Below are 14,640 nucleotides of genomic sequence, written 5' to 3'. Positions count from 1 at the left end.
TTTCTATTTAATATGTTATAATATAATACGAATGAATTTTTCAGAATATATTTGATATATTTTTTGAAAAAATATTATCAAAAAATATTATATTTTAAATCAGTAATATGAATTTGGTTAATATACTTGCAAATTATATTTATTGTAGGATAAAATCAAATTTGTCAAAGATTTTTTATAAAGGAGCTATAAAAAGAAATGCAAGAATTATCTAACGTAATAGCTAGCAAGTATGAAGAAATAATTGAAAAAATCAAGAGTTTTTCAGGTGAATATTTAAATGAGGAATATAAAAATATTTGTGTCATAGCTACAGAAACATTATTCCAAGATTGTGAGGAACAACTCAAAAAAGGAAAGAGCTTTTCATGGGCAGCTGGAATAGTGCACGCTATAGGAACAATAAATAACTTGTTTGATTCAAAAGAAGAACCATATATTAAAGCTACTGATTTATATAAGGCGTTTGGCGTTAGTAGTAGTACAGGCTCTAGCAAATCAAAGGAAGTAAAAAATCTATTGGGTTTATCAAATGAAAGTAAACAGTGGATAATAGGTAAAAGTACAGATATAATAAGTAATAGTATGTTAGAGGCTGAGAGAGAAGCAGCAGCAACAGCAAGTAATTTAGCTCAGAAAGATGAAAGCACTGAAAACGAAAAAAAGGAACCTTTTAAATTTGCTGTTCACAAAAGTTTTATAATGTCACAAAGGATTATAGATTTTGCTTGGAAACAAAAGAATTACAAAAATAGATCAAAATATGCAAAAGAAGCATTAGACGTATATGAAGATTGTGCTGATGCATATATTATTTTATCAAAAGATTCTAGTCTAAATGATACACAAAGGAAAGAGCTTTTAGAGAAAGCGGTTAAAGCGGCACAAAATCTGCTAAGAATAAATAATCTAGAAGATGCTCAACCTGAACTTTTTAAACTAAAAATTGCTGAACCACTTTTTGGTGCTAAATATAATTTAGCTACTCATTTATGGAAAATCGGAGAAAAAGAATCAGCAATAGATCAAGCTTTTGATATTTTAAAATATAATGAGCAAGATAATTTAATGGTTAGAAGTTTATTAGTTAATTGGCTTTTGATTGAAAAAAGGTATGCACAATTGAAGGAACTATTAGAAAAATATGAGAAGGATAATCTAGCGGCTTTACACTATAGTAAAGTAGTATTACTATATAAAACAAACGAAATTAAAGCGGCAGAAAATGCATTAAGAAGAGCGTATAAGAGAAACCCTCATGTTATACCATACATACTAAAACAAAAAAGAGTTCCAAGTTCGCTGCCACACAGTATTAGATTTGGTAGTGAAGAAGAAGCTATAAGATATGCTGACATGGGACTAGCAGTTTGGGATGATTCTAATATGATTCAATGGGTTAAAGAAAAGAAAAATGATTTTGATATGATAAATTTTAACTAGTACTTTACATTGGGATGGCAATGTGGTACCATAAAGTAGAAAATTTAATAAAAAGTCTTCAGGGTTGGGTGAATTTCCCTACCGGCGGTACAGCCCGCGAGCTTTAATTAGCAGATTCGGTTAAATTCCGAAGCCGACAGTAAAGTCTGGATGAAAGAAGATAGTGATAAGATAAATTATATTTAAAATTAAAATTTTAGATGTTATTATTTATTTGAGAATATATGCCCTGAATTTGCAGTAAATTCAGGGCTTTTTATATTAAACAAGGTAAATTGAGAATAATTAATAAAAATTAAAACATTCTTGTATTTATTATTTATTTAATAATAAAAGATTCTTACTAATGAAATTTTAATTATAAATAAAATATATATTATAATTATTCCAAAAACTCTGAAGATTTGAACTTCAGAGTTTTTTTATTGTGTATAAAAATAATTAATAATTAAAAGATATAGATATATTATTAATTTTTATAAAAAGCTAAAATGCACTTAGCATGAATATATGGAAAAGGGAGATGAGAATTCTTGGACGTTAGTTATATGGAGAGAGCCTTAGAATTAGCTAAAATGGGTATAGGAATGGTAAATCCTAATCCTTTAGTTGGAGCAGTTATTGTTAAAGACGGAGAGATAATAGGAGAGGGATATCATGAACGTTATGGGGAGGCTCATGCTGAAAGAAATGCGGTTAAAAATGCAACAAGATCTGTAGAAGGAAGTACAATTTACGTCACTCTAGAACCGTGTGCTCATTATGGAAAAACACCGCCATGTGTTGATTTAATCATTGAAAAAAAATTTAAGAAAGTTGTAATTGGAATGTTAGATCCTAATGAATTAGTAGCAGGAAAAAGTATAGAAAAATTACAACAGCATGGTATTGAAGTGCTAGTTGGGGTTAAAGAAGAAGAATGCAGAAAAATGAATGAAATCTTTATTAAGTATATTACATCTAAAACTCCATTTGTAATTTTAAAAAGTGGAATGTCTATTGATGGAAAAATAGCAACCTATAGTGGAGAATCTAAATGGATTACATCAGAAGAATCAAGAATGGATTCACAGAATTTAAGAAATAGGGTTCACTCAATCATGGTAGGTGTAAATACAGTTATAGCTGATGATCCAGAGCTTACGTGCAGAATTAATAATGAGAAAATCCTAAAAAGAATTATTGTAGACACAACTCTTAGAATACCATTAGATTCAAAAGTAATTAAAAATGAAGATAAAAATACAATCATTGTGACTACTCGTCTTGCAGACATAAGTAAAAAACAAATGTTGATAGATTTAGGAATTCAAATCATAGAAGTCCAAGAGAAAAATAACAAAGTTGATCTAAAGGAACTTGTTAAGGAGCTAGGTAAAGAAAAAATAGATTCTATACTTATTGAAGGTGGTGGTACGTTAAACTTTTCAGCGTTAGAAGAAGGTGTTGTAGATAAAATTATTTTTTATATAGCGCCTAAAATATTAGGTGGAGAAACTAGTAAGAGCAGCATAGCTGGAAAAGGTTTTTCTAAAATAAATGAAGCAGTTAAATTGGTGAATACTACTTATAGAAAAATTGGAGAAGATTTAGTTATAGAAGGTTATATAGAAAAAAATAACTAAAAATAAGGAGGAAAGAATGTTTACTGGAATTATCGAAGAAGTTGGAGTGTTACAGGAGTTTAATATAGGTAATGGTTTCGGAGTTATGGTAATCAAGTGTAATGATATTTTGGATGATACAAAAATTGGTGATAGTATTGCTACAAATGGAGTCTGTTTAACAGTTAAAGAGAAAACATCTTATTCATTCAAAGCTGAAGTGATGGGGGAAACTTTAGCTAAGAGCAATTTAGGCAGTTTAAAAGTCGGGGATAAATTAAATCTTGAAAGAGCCTTAAGACTTAGTGATAGGCTTGGTGGACACATTGTAAGCGGGCATATAGATGGTGTTGGCAAGATTGTTTCAGTAAAAGAAGAAAGCGATGGAACTTGGTTTACCATATCTGCACCTAAAGATGTTTTAAAATACATCATATATAAGGGCTCAATTGGAATAGATGGAATAAGTTTAACTGTAGCATATGTTGATGATGAAGTGTTTAAAGTTTCAGTTATACCTCATACTTTGGATAACACTATTCTTCCACATAAAAAAGTTAATTCAGTTGTGAATTTAGAATGTGATTTGGTGGGAAAATATATAGAAAAATTAGTTGGGGGAAGAAATGCAAGTAACAAAACAGATACAAGTACTATTACTATGGATTTTTTAAAGAATAATGGCTTTTAGTTTATGTAATAAAAAATTATTAATAACAACTTTGAATTAAAGTTAAGTATAGAGTAATAAATGAGTTAGGAGATATAAATATGAGGTTCAATAGTATAGAAGAAGGAATAAAAGATATTAAACAAGGAAAAATGGTAATAGTTGTTGATGATGAGGGACGCGAAAATGAAGGCGATTTAGTTGTTCCAGCAGAGATGGCTACCACAGAAAATATAAATTTTATGATTAAGTATGCAAGAGGTTTGGTTTGTGCGCCGGTTGAGGAAGAAATCGCAGTTAAATTAGGTTTAAATCCAATGGTTGAAAAGAATACCGATAATCACGAGACTGCCTTCACAGTTGCTATAGATCATAAAGATACAACAACAGGAATATCAGCATATGAAAGATCTTTAACAATAAATAAACTTGCAACTTCAAATGAAAAATATGATTTTAGAAGACCAGGACATGTATTTCCACTGATAGCTAAGAATGGTGGAGTTTTGGAGAGAATAGGCCATACAGAGGCTTCAATAGATTTAGCCAAACTTGCAGGTTTTAAAGGTGCGGCAGCTATATGTGAAATAATAAATGATGATGGAACTATGGCTAGGCGTGATGACTTAATGAAATTTGCAAAAGAACATAATCTTAAGATATTAACTATAGAAGATCTAATTGAGTATAGGAAACAAGAGCACTTAAGTGTAACAAGGGAAGTAGAGGCTAAATTACCAACAAAATACGGAGATTTTAAGGTTATAGGATTTAGCGAAAAGAATTCTTCAAAGTGTCATTTAGCCTTAATCAAAGGTGATATTACAACTGATGAGCCTGTACTTATAAGAGTTCATTCTGAATGTTTAACAGGAGATGCATTAGGTTCTAGAAAATGTGACTGTGGTGAGCAATATGCAGCAGCAATGGAAATGATATCGAAAGAGGAACGTGGGATACTTTTATATATGAGGCAAGAAGGAAGAGGCATAGGATTATTAAATAAATTAAAAGCATATTCACTTCAGGACACGGGATTAGATACTGTAGATGCAAACCTAGCTTTAGGATTTAGGGAAGATATGAGGGATTATAAAATTAGTGCAGATATGCTTAAAATTCTAGGAATAAACAATATTAGATTAATTACAAATAATCCTGCAAAAATTGAGGGACTTGAAAAAAATGATATTAATGTAATTGAAAGAGTTCCAATAGAAATGGAAGCAAATAAGAATGATGAACTTTATCTCAAAACTAAAAAAGAGAGAATGAATCATTTATTAAATATATAAAAAAATAATAGATATCAATATTATAAAATAATTTAACATAATGGAGGAAAATATAATGAATATTTTTGAAGGAAATTTAGTATCACAAGGATTAAAATTTGGAATAGTTATAGGAAGATTTAATGAATTTATCGGAGGTAAACTTTTAGAGGGTGCACTAGATGGATTGAAAAGACATGGTGCAAAAGAAGAGGACATTGATATTGCATGGGTGCCAGGTGCTTTTGAAATTCCACTAGTAGCTAAGAAAATGGCAAAAAACTCTAAGTATGATGCAGTTATTTGTTTGGGAGCTGTAATAAAAGGAGCTACTTCTCATTATGATTATGTTTGCTCAGAAGTATCAAAAGGAATAGCAAGCGTTTCTCTTGAAAGTGAGAAACCAGTAATATTTGGAGTACTTACAACAAATACTATAGAGCAAGCTATTGAAAGAGCAGGAACTAAGGCAGGCAATAAAGGCTATGAATGCGCAGTTTCAGCTATAGAAATGGCTAACTTATTAAATAATATTAAGTAGTAAATAAAGGTATTGTGTATCACCGAAATATAAAAATACTTGCATTAAGAGATGATTTTAAGTTTACAGCCAAATAAACGAAATGGAATATATGTGTTTGCTCCGGTTCATCGAAGATTTGGCTAGGTGATTCTAAGATTATAAGTTGTACCCAAAGTGCTTGCCTCAAGGACTAGGCCTTGAACAAGCACATTTGGAACAACTTATAATCTAGAATCACAGCCAGCAAAATCTTCTTATGAACACTTCGCAAAAACATATATTCCATTTCTTTGTTTAGTGTAAATTTAAAGAAAAGCATATTTAAGCAAGTAATTCGGTTATCCATTGCTCAATTAAAAATCATTGAAAATTGGAACAAAAGTATATTACTCATTTCGGTGAGTTTATTGCATAAATCTAAGCTACCTGCTCAGATTTATTTATAGATATCCAAACTATGAATTTGATTTATACTTTACCAGAAAGTAGACACATTTTTGTGCAGCAGGCATTTGAAAATGAGCTGCTAAAAGAGCTTAATTGTAGGTTGTTCCTTTAATGCTTGTCACAATGAAATTGGGAGCAAGCATTAATGGTGCAACCTGCAATTTAGCTCTTTCAGCGAGATTTTCATAGTCCTGCGAAACAATAATGTGTCTGCTTTCGGTGGATTATTTCATAAGTCTAAATTGTAGTTGGGGTATCTATAGAGTTATTTGGATTTAAGTTTTCCACAATTTCAGATATCCTTGTTATTTTACCAGATAAAAAGGATAAAGTATCATCTATACCTTCAATGGAGTTGTTTATATTTGAAATGCTATCGTTAATAGAATTCTTAAATTCTAAAATATCATAATTTACAGAATTTTTTAGTTGAGAAATTTCATTTATAGTTAAGTCCCTTAAATCAGAAAGTAGTGCTGTTAAAAATTCTCTTGATAATTCAGAGTTATCTATAATTCCTCGTTCACCTAAGTCTTCGATATAATCTTTTAATAGGTTTATACTATCATTAATATCCGAGAGGTGCTGATCAAATTTATTTAAAGTTGGCTTAAACTTATTTTCTGCATCTGTTGTAGTATTTTTAATAGTTAAATTAATATCATCAAAATGAGTCATGATATTGTTTAAATTTTCTTCAAAAGAATCTAGTTTTAGATTATGTGCATTTAATTCATTTATAATTTCAGTAGAAATTTCTTCAATATTTAAATTTTCATCATCAAGAGTATCGTTTACATTATTGTCATTATCAATAGGATATTTGTCGCAGGCATCATCCTTTACTAGAACCAAATAAGGTGAATTTGAACATTTATCAGAACTAAATTGAAGCATAGAAGCTGTATTAAGATTCATAGATTCAATTATTATATTAAAATTATTACTAAAAGGATCGAGAGATTTTATAATATGGGAAATATCAATTTTTAAATATTTTTTTACGGATTTAGTAGGAATATTTATATTTATTTTGGCTAGAGAATTTTTTTTAGGAAGTGTTGTCCAATTCACGTCTGAAACATTAAAGTCACTGTTATCACCAGAAATTGAAACACTAATATTATTGCATGATGTAGGATATATATTCTCTAAATATAAAAATAAATATATATTTTTTGATGTAGAGATATGCAAATCAGAAATATAGAATTGAAACAAAGACTTATATAAATTCAAGTTTTTCCAGTTATCTTTAACAACACCGACAAATAGTTTTTCATCTTTATAGAAGCTACTGTTTGGACGGAAATTACAAACATAAGTTGTATCAGAACAATTTATTTTTATTAAATTTTTCATCGACTTCATCCCCTTACAAATAAAATTTCTAGAGTAAACCCAAAATGAGTTATATTATATACCAATTTAATAGTTAAATTTAAAGTTATATTTATTTCTAATCGAAGGTATATTTAAGGATTTATCACGTGCAAATATAGTAGGCAGGTTATTCTGTCTATTATCATATTTGAGGATATCGAATGAAGAACAGTGATCATAAGATCCTCATATAGAATGTAAAATCCCTCCTAAAATATTTCTACTGATATATATTTGAATAAAATATGATTTATGCATAATTTCAAAGAATTAATTTATGTTATATTAAAGAATTTATAGTATATTAAGTAAGTATTGACTTGAGAGTAATTACTTTTTTGACATAATGAATTATAATTAGAATAAAAGAATGAAAGAAGGTGAATTAGGTTGAGGATAGGAAAATTAATATAATCCTCAATAAAGTACTATGAATGGAAGTATAAGCATAATAATAAATGAAATGATTAAATATTATTCTGGTGATCCAAGAAGAGTAAACCATTTTTTAAAGGTATATTCATTTGCAAAAGCTATTGGTGAACTAGAGGGTATAGATAAAGACACACAAAATATGCTGGAAGTTACAGCTGTGATGCATGATATTGGAATTAAGGTGAGTGAAGAAAAGTACAAATCTTCTGCTGGCAATTATCAAGAAATTGAGGGACCTCCAGTGGCAAGAGAAATGCTTTCACAATTAAATTTTGATGAGATATTTATAGAGAGAGTTTGTTATTTAATTGGTCATCATCACACATATAGTAAGATTGATGGCATTGACTATCAAATACTTATTGAAGCTGACTTTTTAGTTAACATTTATGAAGATGAAATTAGAGATATTCAAATTAGAAGCATAAAAGAAAAGTATTTCAAAACAAAAGCAGGAATACAGTTTCTAACAGACTTATATTTATAATAGGAATATAGGCTGAAAGGTACTTGAATACAGAAAATTGCCTTTAGTCATAGGAAGATATAAAAACAACAATTCAATATGATAATATTTTTATGTATAAGTATTGTTAAAATTAGAATTTATTTGGAAAGAATAATTTGAGTTTTGATTAAAAATAAAATACTTTTGCATTGAATTGTTAGTTTTAATATCTCCTATATACAACATATTAATCAAGATATTTATAATGGCTTACATTGTAAAATTATTATTTGCAGTCAAAACTAGAACATTTTGTTTCAACATATATTTGTGCACCATCACCTGATACGTTTATAGAGTCAAGCTTACAAAGTTTATTGTAGTTATGAGTACAATTATAAGCGTTGCAGGTTAAAGCATCACATTGTCCGTTAGAATTTGTGTTATTAGTTAAATCACTGTAGTGAGCAGCATGTAAGAATGAACCACAGCAAGTTCTACGCTCGCTACTTGCAGACATTCCTCCAATATCAACCCTGTTTGAATAACATACACCGCTATTATTATGTGAACAATTATTTACATCACAATTAATTTTTTGCACGAAAAACACACTCCTTTAATATTAATTTAATTTTAATTATGGTATTATTTGGTGAAATATCTATCGAGCAAGCCTTTGAATGCTTTACCGTGTCTAGCTTCATCTTTACACATTTCATGCACAGTATCGTGTATAGCATCTAAGTTATGTTCTTTAGCTAAAGTTGCAAGTTTCTTTTTTCCTTCGCAGGCACCATATTCGGCCTCAACTCTAGCACTTAAATTTGATTTAGTATCAGGAACAACAACTTCACCTAATAGTTCTGCAAATCTTGCAGCGTGATCAGCTTCTTCATAAGCAATTCTTTTGTATGCCTCAGCTACTTCAGGGTAGCCTTCTCGATCAGCTTGACGGGACATTGCTAGATACATTCCGACTTCAGTACATTCACCAGTAAAGTTAGCTCTTAATCCATCTAATAATTCATCACTGAGATCTTTAGCAACTCCAATTCTATGTTCATCAGCAAAATTTAATGAATCTTCCATTTCCTTGAATTTGTCTGCGCCTGCTTTACAAATAGGGCAAAAATCAGGTGGATTATTACCTTCATGGATGTAACCACAAATAGTACAAATAAATCTCTTCATTTAAAATTCCTCCATAAAACTTATTATATTTCAAGGTGATATAAGGCATATGAAAATAGGAATTATTGATTATTAGTAAGATTACAGATAAGGAACCCCCTACGAAGAGGTAAAATCTACATACTAAAGTTCATTTATCATTTTTGGATATGTCTAATATAACCCTAAGAAATAGTATTACCATTTTGAATTAAATTATTAGTAATAAGAATTTAATTAATGTATAGTTGAGTATATGAAGAATTTTCAAGTATAATATAATCTAGTGATGAAATATAGAAAATTAGATACATAGGGAGGAAGTTATAAAGTGGATAATAATTTTGAATATATATTGTTTGATCTAGATGGAACAATAACTGATTCAGGAGAAGGAATAACTAAATCTGTGCAATATGCGCTTAAACATTTTGGTATAATTGAGGATAATTTAAGTGATTTAAATAAATTTATAGGACCGCCGCTAAAAGATTCATTTAAGAGGTTTTATAATTTTGACGATGAAAAAGCTGAAATGGGACTTAAAAAGTATAGAGAATATTACGCTAAAAAAGGTATATATGAGAATAGTCTTTATGATGGAATAGTAGAAGTTTTTGAAGCGCTTATGAAAAGAGATAAAAAGATCATACTAGCTACATCAAAACCAGAAGTATATGCAAAGGAAATATTAAAGTATTTTAAAGTAGATAATTATTTTACATTTACTGCTGGAGCAGATTTTGAGGAAACTAGAGTGAACAAAGGTGATGTTATAAAATATGCTTTAAATGAAGCAAAAATATCAGATACATCAAAAGTTATCATGGTAGGAGATAGAGAGCATGATATTATAGGAGCAAAAGAAAATAATATTAAATCAATAGGTGTGCTTTACGGGTATGGAGATGTAATTGAATTAACGCAGGCTAGAGCGGATCATATTGTGAAGAGTACTGAGGAGTTATTAAATTACTTCATTCAAATGAAGTTATAAGGTTATAAATTTGTTATATGAGACGTACGAAAAATTTTTTTCATTTGAATTTATACTCTTTTTATATTTAACTATATTTGAAAAAAATTAGATTTAATTGTAATATATAGTTAAGAAATAAAAAATAAGGGAGTGTTAAAATGATAAAAAGATTAGGGGTAACTTTATTAATAGTTGCATCAATAATGGGAAGTTTATCATCGTTTGCTGTTTCAGCCAAGTGGAAGGAAGATAAAAGTAAGAATCTTATGTGGATTGAGAATGGTGTAAAGGTAAAGGGATGGAAACAAATTGATGGAAAATGGTACAATTTTAGAGAAGATGGAATAATGAGAACAGGCTGGTTGAAGGATAATGAAAACTGGTATTACTTATGGTCAGACGGAACTATGGCGCATAATAGCTGGTTGACTAATGGGGGATTTTGGTACTACTTTGATCAAAGTGGTAAAATGGTTACGAATTCTGTCACTGTAGAAAATAAAAAATACGATTTCAATGCTCCAGCAATTATAGTTTCAGAAAACGTGAGTACTGATAATAATACAGCAAATGTAATGACTTCAAATGGTGGTAAATAGGTTTCATAATAAAATTATTGGAATGACTAAATTCTATATTGATAGATAGTTCCAATTGAGTCAATTGAAAAGAGGTTATTAAATGAGGATAATGACATTTAATCTAAGGTGCGATACACCACGAGATTTCAGAGATAGATGGAATAATCGAAAAAGTATGGTTTACCACGTTATGGATGAGTATAAATGTGATATTATTGGAACACAAGAAGTAAAAGATAATATGTTTAATGACCTGAAAAAGAGTATGAAGGAATACGAAATAGTTGGAGAATCTAGAGGTAAGAGAATTTCATCAGAAAGAAACAATTTATTGATTTCTAAAAAACATACTATTCAAGAATATAAGACCTTTTGGCTATCTGAAACTCCTAATGAAGTTGGAAGTAAGGTATGGTATTCTTATGTACCGAGAATCGCTACTACCGCAGTGATAAAGACGGTAGAGGGTAAAAAGATTAGAGTTTATAATTCTCATTTAGATAACCTATTTCAAAAAACAAGAGAGTATGGATTAAAAAGGATTATGGAAGTAATTGATAAAGAGCAAGAAAAAGAGGCTCTTCCAATTATATTAATGGGTGATTTTAATGACACGCCAGATAGTAAATTAATAAAAAGCTTTAAGTCTGGAAAATTTTCTAAGGAAGAGTTTACAGCTGTACAAGATATAAACAAAGAATTGTATAAAGAATCTACAAGAGATAAATTTAAAAGGACGCAAAAAGGAGTTCATATTGATTATATATTTGTATCAAAAGAAATAGAAGTAGTTAATGCTGAAATAATTAAGTATAATATCAATGGGAAATATCCATCAGATCATTATCCATTAATAACAGACATAAAAATTAAATAAATTTTAAAATAGAACCTTGATATTCTTAAATGATCATCAAGGTTTTATTTTTGGTAGGTATTGAGGGAGTTACTAGCTTATTAAGATATAACTTTTAAACAATGCAAAGATATAATATAATAGGATATACTGTAAATCTACGTTATTACAGAAGATGTAAGATATTTGAACTTCGCATGATAATATAGAGAGGAATGATTTATTGTCGAGATTAGAAAAGTACGTATGTGCTACATATATATGTTTGGCAATTGTTTTAGGAGGGATAGCTGGTTATTATAAATTTATAATAAGTGATGAAGCAAACCATTCAGGTAAGAATAGCGAAAAAATACTGAGCTCTGGCTCAACAATTAAAAAATATGGACAGGTAGTAAATGTTGATTCTAATTTGTGTATTAGAGAGGAACCTAATTTAAATAGTCCTGCAGATAATTATTTATATAATGGGATGACATTTAGCATCCTAGAGAAAAATAATTCTTGGTATAAGATACAATATAATGATGTTGTAGGTTATGTGAAAGATAAATATATTGAAGAATATGAGAAAGCCCCACCCAATCCGACTTACGATGAAATTCATAATAAAAAATCAATAATTGAAAATATTATAAAAACTCCTATACCTATTAAAGTAGAATTGACTGCTTACTGTAATTGCGCCATATGTTCAGAGGCGTGGGGTGCGGAAACGGCGATGCAAACACATACTAGAATAGGTATTGTTGCTGCGCCTAAAGATATCCCATTAGGGAGTAAGCTTTTTATTCCAGAACTAAAATATTATAAAGAAGATGGGATATTTGATGTGGAGGATAGAGGAGGTGCTGTTGTGATTAAAAATAATGGAATACATATTGTGGATGTTTGGTTACCGGATCACGAGCAAGTTAAGGAATTTGGAAGAAAAGAAACTATAGTGTACATGATGAAATAATAGTACCTTGAAGTTTTCCTTATATTCAATTAAAATGGTGTTAGTACTAAAGAAATAAATATGGAAAATACGAGTCAATTATACATTTACAGAATAGTCTTGTTGAAGATGGAGGACAAGAGGCTTATGGATATGGCAAAAGAGATTGAACAGGTATTTTTAGGGAGTGCAGATATGAATATGTCACCAGAATTAGTCGAAGAAAAAATTGAAGCGATGAATGAAACACTGCTTATATATCGTTCAGCTATAAAAGAAGTAAAGACAAAGTTAGATATATTAGATGATGAACTTAAAATTAAGAGAAAAAGAAATCCTATAGAATATATGAAGTCTAGGGTTAAAACACCAGGAAGTATTATGGATAAGCTTAGGCGTAAAGGTTTTGAAATGGGCATTGAGTCGGCGAAAAAAAATTTAAATGATATTGCAGGTATAAGAGTAATATGCTCCTTTGTTGGTGATATATATGATATTGCTAAAATGCTTATAAGGCAGGATGATATAACACTTATTGAAGAAAAAGATTATATAAAATCGCCAAAACCAAACGGATATAGAAGTCTTCATTTAGTTATAGAAGTACCTATATTTTTTTCGGATCATGTGGAGCAAGTAAGGGTTGAAGTGCAGATAAGAACTATTGCAATGGATTTTTGGGCAAGCCTTGAACATAAACTATATTATAAAACGTCCGGAGAAGGGCCAATACATATTACTCAAGATTTAAAAGAATGTGCAGATCTTATAGCATCAACCGATATGAGAATGCAAGATATTCAAAGAGAGGTAGAAAATTTAATGTAAGAGTGGCAGGTGCAAATGATGCTGACCAGGTTCCAAAAAAATCTAGATGAATTATTTTATAGTTATTATATATAATAAGAGGATTTTGAACATACTATACTTGTAAATTTAATGCAAAGGAGAATAGTGTGTATGGAAAGAGAACATTATATTGTTGATGGATTAGCAAATGAGAACATGAAGACGCAAGTTAAAAATGCACTAGAAAAAATAGAAGGCGTAAATCAGGTATGCGTAGATCTTGCACGTGGAAGTGTTGAGGTTATATATAATTCTCCAGCTACTGAGCAAGAAATTAGAGGTTGTATAGAAAATACAGGACATAATGTTAAGCAGGGATAATATTTTTATTAAAGAGGGGTGTAAAAAATTACAGCCCTCTTTAAATATTATCCCTCTAATATTTTCACATAAAATATTCTATCACGTGGACCATCGAATTCACAAAAATATACGTCCTGCCATCTTCCCAGAATTATATTTCCGTTGTGTAAAATAAATGTTTGAGAGGCACCTACAGTAGATGATTTTAGGTGTGAATGTGAGTTGCCTTCAAAATGTTTGTAGTTAGAGTCATGAGTTGGGTAGACTTTTTCAAATCCATAAATTAGATCGTGAACCACATCTGGATCTGCATTTTCGTTCACAGTAATTCCGGCGGTAGTATGAGGGCAATAAACTATTACGATTCCATCTTTAACATTACTCGCCTTAATATCCTCTTTTATATATGAAGTTATTTTCATAAGAGTCTGCCTAGGATTAATTGCAATAGAATGTTTAAATAAGTTCGACATAAAACTCCTCCTTAACAATATTTTAATTATAGATATCCAATACGTAAATTAGGTTTAGGTGTAACTTGCCGAAATAAGTAACATATTGTGTTTCGGTTTGTAGGAATTTTAATGGATGATTCTGCGACTAGAGAGAGTGTAAAATAGTCTGTGTAAACTTCATTAGGATGATATAATAAATTATCAAATGAAGGGAGCACAGGCTATGTCTTTATCTAGAGATGAATTAGTAAAATTAATTTTGAATAACTCTGATATA

General features: G+C 29.7%; 16 protein-coding genes and 1 riboswitch. Of the genes, 12 read left to right on the top strand and 4 right to left on the bottom strand.

All coding sequences use genetic code 11. The annotated features are described in order from the left end of the window. Positions 1-198 precede the first annotated feature (198 nt). The 5 genes from CLCHR_RS21715 to ribH all read left to right on the top strand — a co-directional run bounded on the left by CLCHR_RS21715 (position 199) and on the right by ribH (position 5,532). Positions 199-1,443: a DUF6398 domain-containing protein gene (locus CLCHR_RS21715; RefSeq protein ID WP_079441999.1), complete on the top strand. Its 1,245-nt coding sequence runs from the start codon at positions 199-201 to the stop codon at positions 1,441-1,443. A 50-nt stretch (positions 1,444-1,493) separates the two neighbouring features. Further along, positions 1,494-1,609: riboswitch (FMN riboswitch) on the top strand. Between the two features lie 367 nt (positions 1,610-1,976). Further along, entirely contained in the window at positions 1,977-3,068 is a 1,092-nt protein-coding gene (gene ribD / locus CLCHR_RS21710; protein WP_079441998.1) for a bifunctional diaminohydroxyphosphoribosylaminopyrimidine deaminase/5-amino-6-(5-phosphoribosylamino)uracil reductase RibD, read from the top strand. A 16-nt stretch (positions 3,069-3,084) separates the two neighbouring features. Then, a complete protein-coding gene (locus CLCHR_RS21705) occupies positions 3,085-3,738 on the top strand; it encodes a riboflavin synthase (RefSeq protein WP_079441997.1) in 654 nt (217 codons plus the stop codon). An 80-nt stretch (positions 3,739-3,818) separates the two neighbouring features. Next, the gene (locus CLCHR_RS21700; RefSeq protein WP_079441996.1) at positions 3,819-5,012 is read left to right on the top strand and encodes a bifunctional 3,4-dihydroxy-2-butanone-4-phosphate synthase/GTP cyclohydrolase II; all 1,194 of its coding nucleotides are present in this window, start codon (positions 3,819-3,821) and stop codon (positions 5,010-5,012) included. A 55-nt stretch (positions 5,013-5,067) separates the two neighbouring features. Continuing rightward, positions 5,068-5,532: a 6,7-dimethyl-8-ribityllumazine synthase gene (ribH, locus tag CLCHR_RS21695; protein ID WP_079441995.1), complete on the top strand. Its 465-nt coding sequence runs from the start codon at positions 5,068-5,070 to the stop codon at positions 5,530-5,532. 666 nt (positions 5,533-6,198) lie between these two features. On the opposite strand, the gene CLCHR_RS21690 is transcribed toward ribH, so the two are convergent. After that, positions 6,199-7,323 (bottom strand): DNRLRE domain-containing protein, encoded by a 1,125-nt coding sequence (locus tag CLCHR_RS21690; protein ID WP_079441994.1) that lies wholly within the window; start codon positions 7,321-7,323, stop codon positions 6,199-6,201. Between the two features lie 451 nt (positions 7,324-7,774). On the opposite strand from CLCHR_RS21690, the gene CLCHR_RS21685 reads away from it, so the two are divergent. Then, positions 7,775-8,266 (top strand): HD domain-containing protein, encoded by a 492-nt coding sequence (locus tag CLCHR_RS21685; protein ID WP_079441993.1) that lies wholly within the window; start codon positions 7,775-7,777, stop codon positions 8,264-8,266. 247 nt (positions 8,267-8,513) lie between these two features. Here the strand turns inward: CLCHR_RS21685 and CLCHR_RS21680 are convergent, their stop codons facing one another. Then, entirely contained in the window at positions 8,514-8,831 is a 318-nt protein-coding gene (locus CLCHR_RS21680; RefSeq protein ID WP_079441992.1) for a DUF1540 domain-containing protein, read from the bottom strand. 44 nt (positions 8,832-8,875) lie between these two features. Continuing rightward, on the bottom strand, positions 8,876-9,421 hold the full coding sequence (locus CLCHR_RS21675; protein ID WP_079441991.1) for an NADH peroxidase: 546 nt from the start codon (positions 9,419-9,421) through the stop codon (positions 8,876-8,878). Between the two features lie 310 nt (positions 9,422-9,731). Between CLCHR_RS21675 and CLCHR_RS21670 the strand changes: the two genes are divergently transcribed. The 6 genes from CLCHR_RS21670 to CLCHR_RS21645 all read left to right on the top strand — a co-directional run bounded on the left by CLCHR_RS21670 (position 9,732) and on the right by CLCHR_RS21645 (position 13,926). Beyond that, positions 9,732-10,397, top strand: coding sequence for an HAD-IA family hydrolase (locus CLCHR_RS21670; protein WP_079441990.1), 666 nt, complete (start codon positions 9,732-9,734; stop codon positions 10,395-10,397). Between the two features lie 140 nt (positions 10,398-10,537). Continuing rightward, positions 10,538-10,978 carry a phage tail protein gene (locus CLCHR_RS21665; protein WP_079441989.1) on the top strand — a complete coding sequence of 147 codons (441 nt, stop codon included), beginning with the start codon at positions 10,538-10,540 and terminating at the stop codon, positions 10,976-10,978. 82 nt (positions 10,979-11,060) lie between these two features. After that, positions 11,061-11,837, top strand: coding sequence for an endonuclease/exonuclease/phosphatase family protein (locus CLCHR_RS21660; protein WP_079441988.1), 777 nt, complete (start codon positions 11,061-11,063; stop codon positions 11,835-11,837). A gap of 202 nt (positions 11,838-12,039) precedes the next feature. Beyond that, positions 12,040-12,777, top strand: coding sequence for an SH3 domain-containing protein (locus tag CLCHR_RS21655; RefSeq protein ID WP_139376282.1), 738 nt, complete (start codon positions 12,040-12,042; stop codon positions 12,775-12,777). 126 nt (positions 12,778-12,903) lie between these two features. Next, the gene (locus CLCHR_RS21650) at positions 12,904-13,584 is read left to right on the top strand and encodes a GTP pyrophosphokinase (RefSeq protein ID WP_079441987.1); all 681 of its coding nucleotides are present in this window, start codon (positions 12,904-12,906) and stop codon (positions 13,582-13,584) included. Between the two features lie 132 nt (positions 13,585-13,716). Further along, positions 13,717-13,926: a heavy-metal-associated domain-containing protein gene (locus CLCHR_RS21645; RefSeq protein ID WP_079441986.1), complete on the top strand. Its 210-nt coding sequence runs from the start codon at positions 13,717-13,719 to the stop codon at positions 13,924-13,926. A gap of 47 nt (positions 13,927-13,973) precedes the next feature. Here the strand turns inward: CLCHR_RS21645 and CLCHR_RS21640 are convergent, their stop codons facing one another. Then, positions 13,974-14,381, bottom strand: a complete 408-nt coding sequence (locus tag CLCHR_RS21640; RefSeq protein WP_079441985.1) for a secondary thiamine-phosphate synthase enzyme YjbQ — start codon at positions 14,379-14,381, stop codon at positions 13,974-13,976. Positions 14,382-14,640 lie beyond the last annotated feature (259 nt).

The organism is Clostridium chromiireducens (genome assembly GCF_002029255.1).
Lineage (GTDB): Bacteria > Bacillota > Clostridia > Clostridiales > Clostridiaceae > Clostridium > Clostridium chromiireducens.
This window is presented reverse-complemented; position numbering and strand designations above follow the sequence as displayed.

Excerpts from the sequence above, each read along its gene's own strand:
- CLCHR_RS21640 (WP_079441985.1), bottom strand. The coding sequence starts at position 14,381 with ATGTCGAACTTATTTAAACATTCTATTGCAATTAATCCTAGGCAGACT.
- CLCHR_RS21675 (WP_079441991.1), bottom strand. The coding sequence starts at position 9,421 with ATGAAGAGATTTATTTGTACTATTTGTGGTTACATCCATGAAGGTAAT.
- CLCHR_RS21665 (WP_079441989.1), top strand. The coding sequence starts at position 10,538 with ATGATAAAAAGATTAGGGGTAACTTTATTAATAGTTGCATCAATAATG.
- CLCHR_RS21690 (WP_079441994.1), bottom strand. The coding sequence starts at position 7,323 with ATGAAAAATTTAATAAAAATAAATTGTTCTGATACAACTTATGTTTGT.
- CLCHR_RS21715 (WP_079441999.1), top strand. The coding sequence starts at position 199 with ATGCAAGAATTATCTAACGTAATAGCTAGCAAGTATGAAGAAATAATT.
- CLCHR_RS21685 (WP_079441993.1), top strand. The coding sequence starts at position 7,775 with ATGAATGGAAGTATAAGCATAATAATAAATGAAATGATTAAATATTAT.
- CLCHR_RS21705 (WP_079441997.1), top strand. The coding sequence starts at position 3,085 with ATGTTTACTGGAATTATCGAAGAAGTTGGAGTGTTACAGGAGTTTAAT.
- ribH (WP_079441995.1), top strand. The coding sequence starts at position 5,068 with ATGAATATTTTTGAAGGAAATTTAGTATCACAAGGATTAAAATTTGGA.
- CLCHR_RS21700 (WP_079441996.1), top strand. The coding sequence starts at position 3,819 with ATGAGGTTCAATAGTATAGAAGAAGGAATAAAAGATATTAAACAAGGA.
- CLCHR_RS21645 (WP_079441986.1), top strand. The coding sequence starts at position 13,717 with ATGGAAAGAGAACATTATATTGTTGATGGATTAGCAAATGAGAACATG.
- CLCHR_RS21660 (WP_079441988.1), top strand. The coding sequence starts at position 11,061 with ATGAGGATAATGACATTTAATCTAAGGTGCGATACACCACGAGATTTC.
- CLCHR_RS21650 (WP_079441987.1), top strand. The coding sequence starts at position 12,904 with ATGGATATGGCAAAAGAGATTGAACAGGTATTTTTAGGGAGTGCAGAT.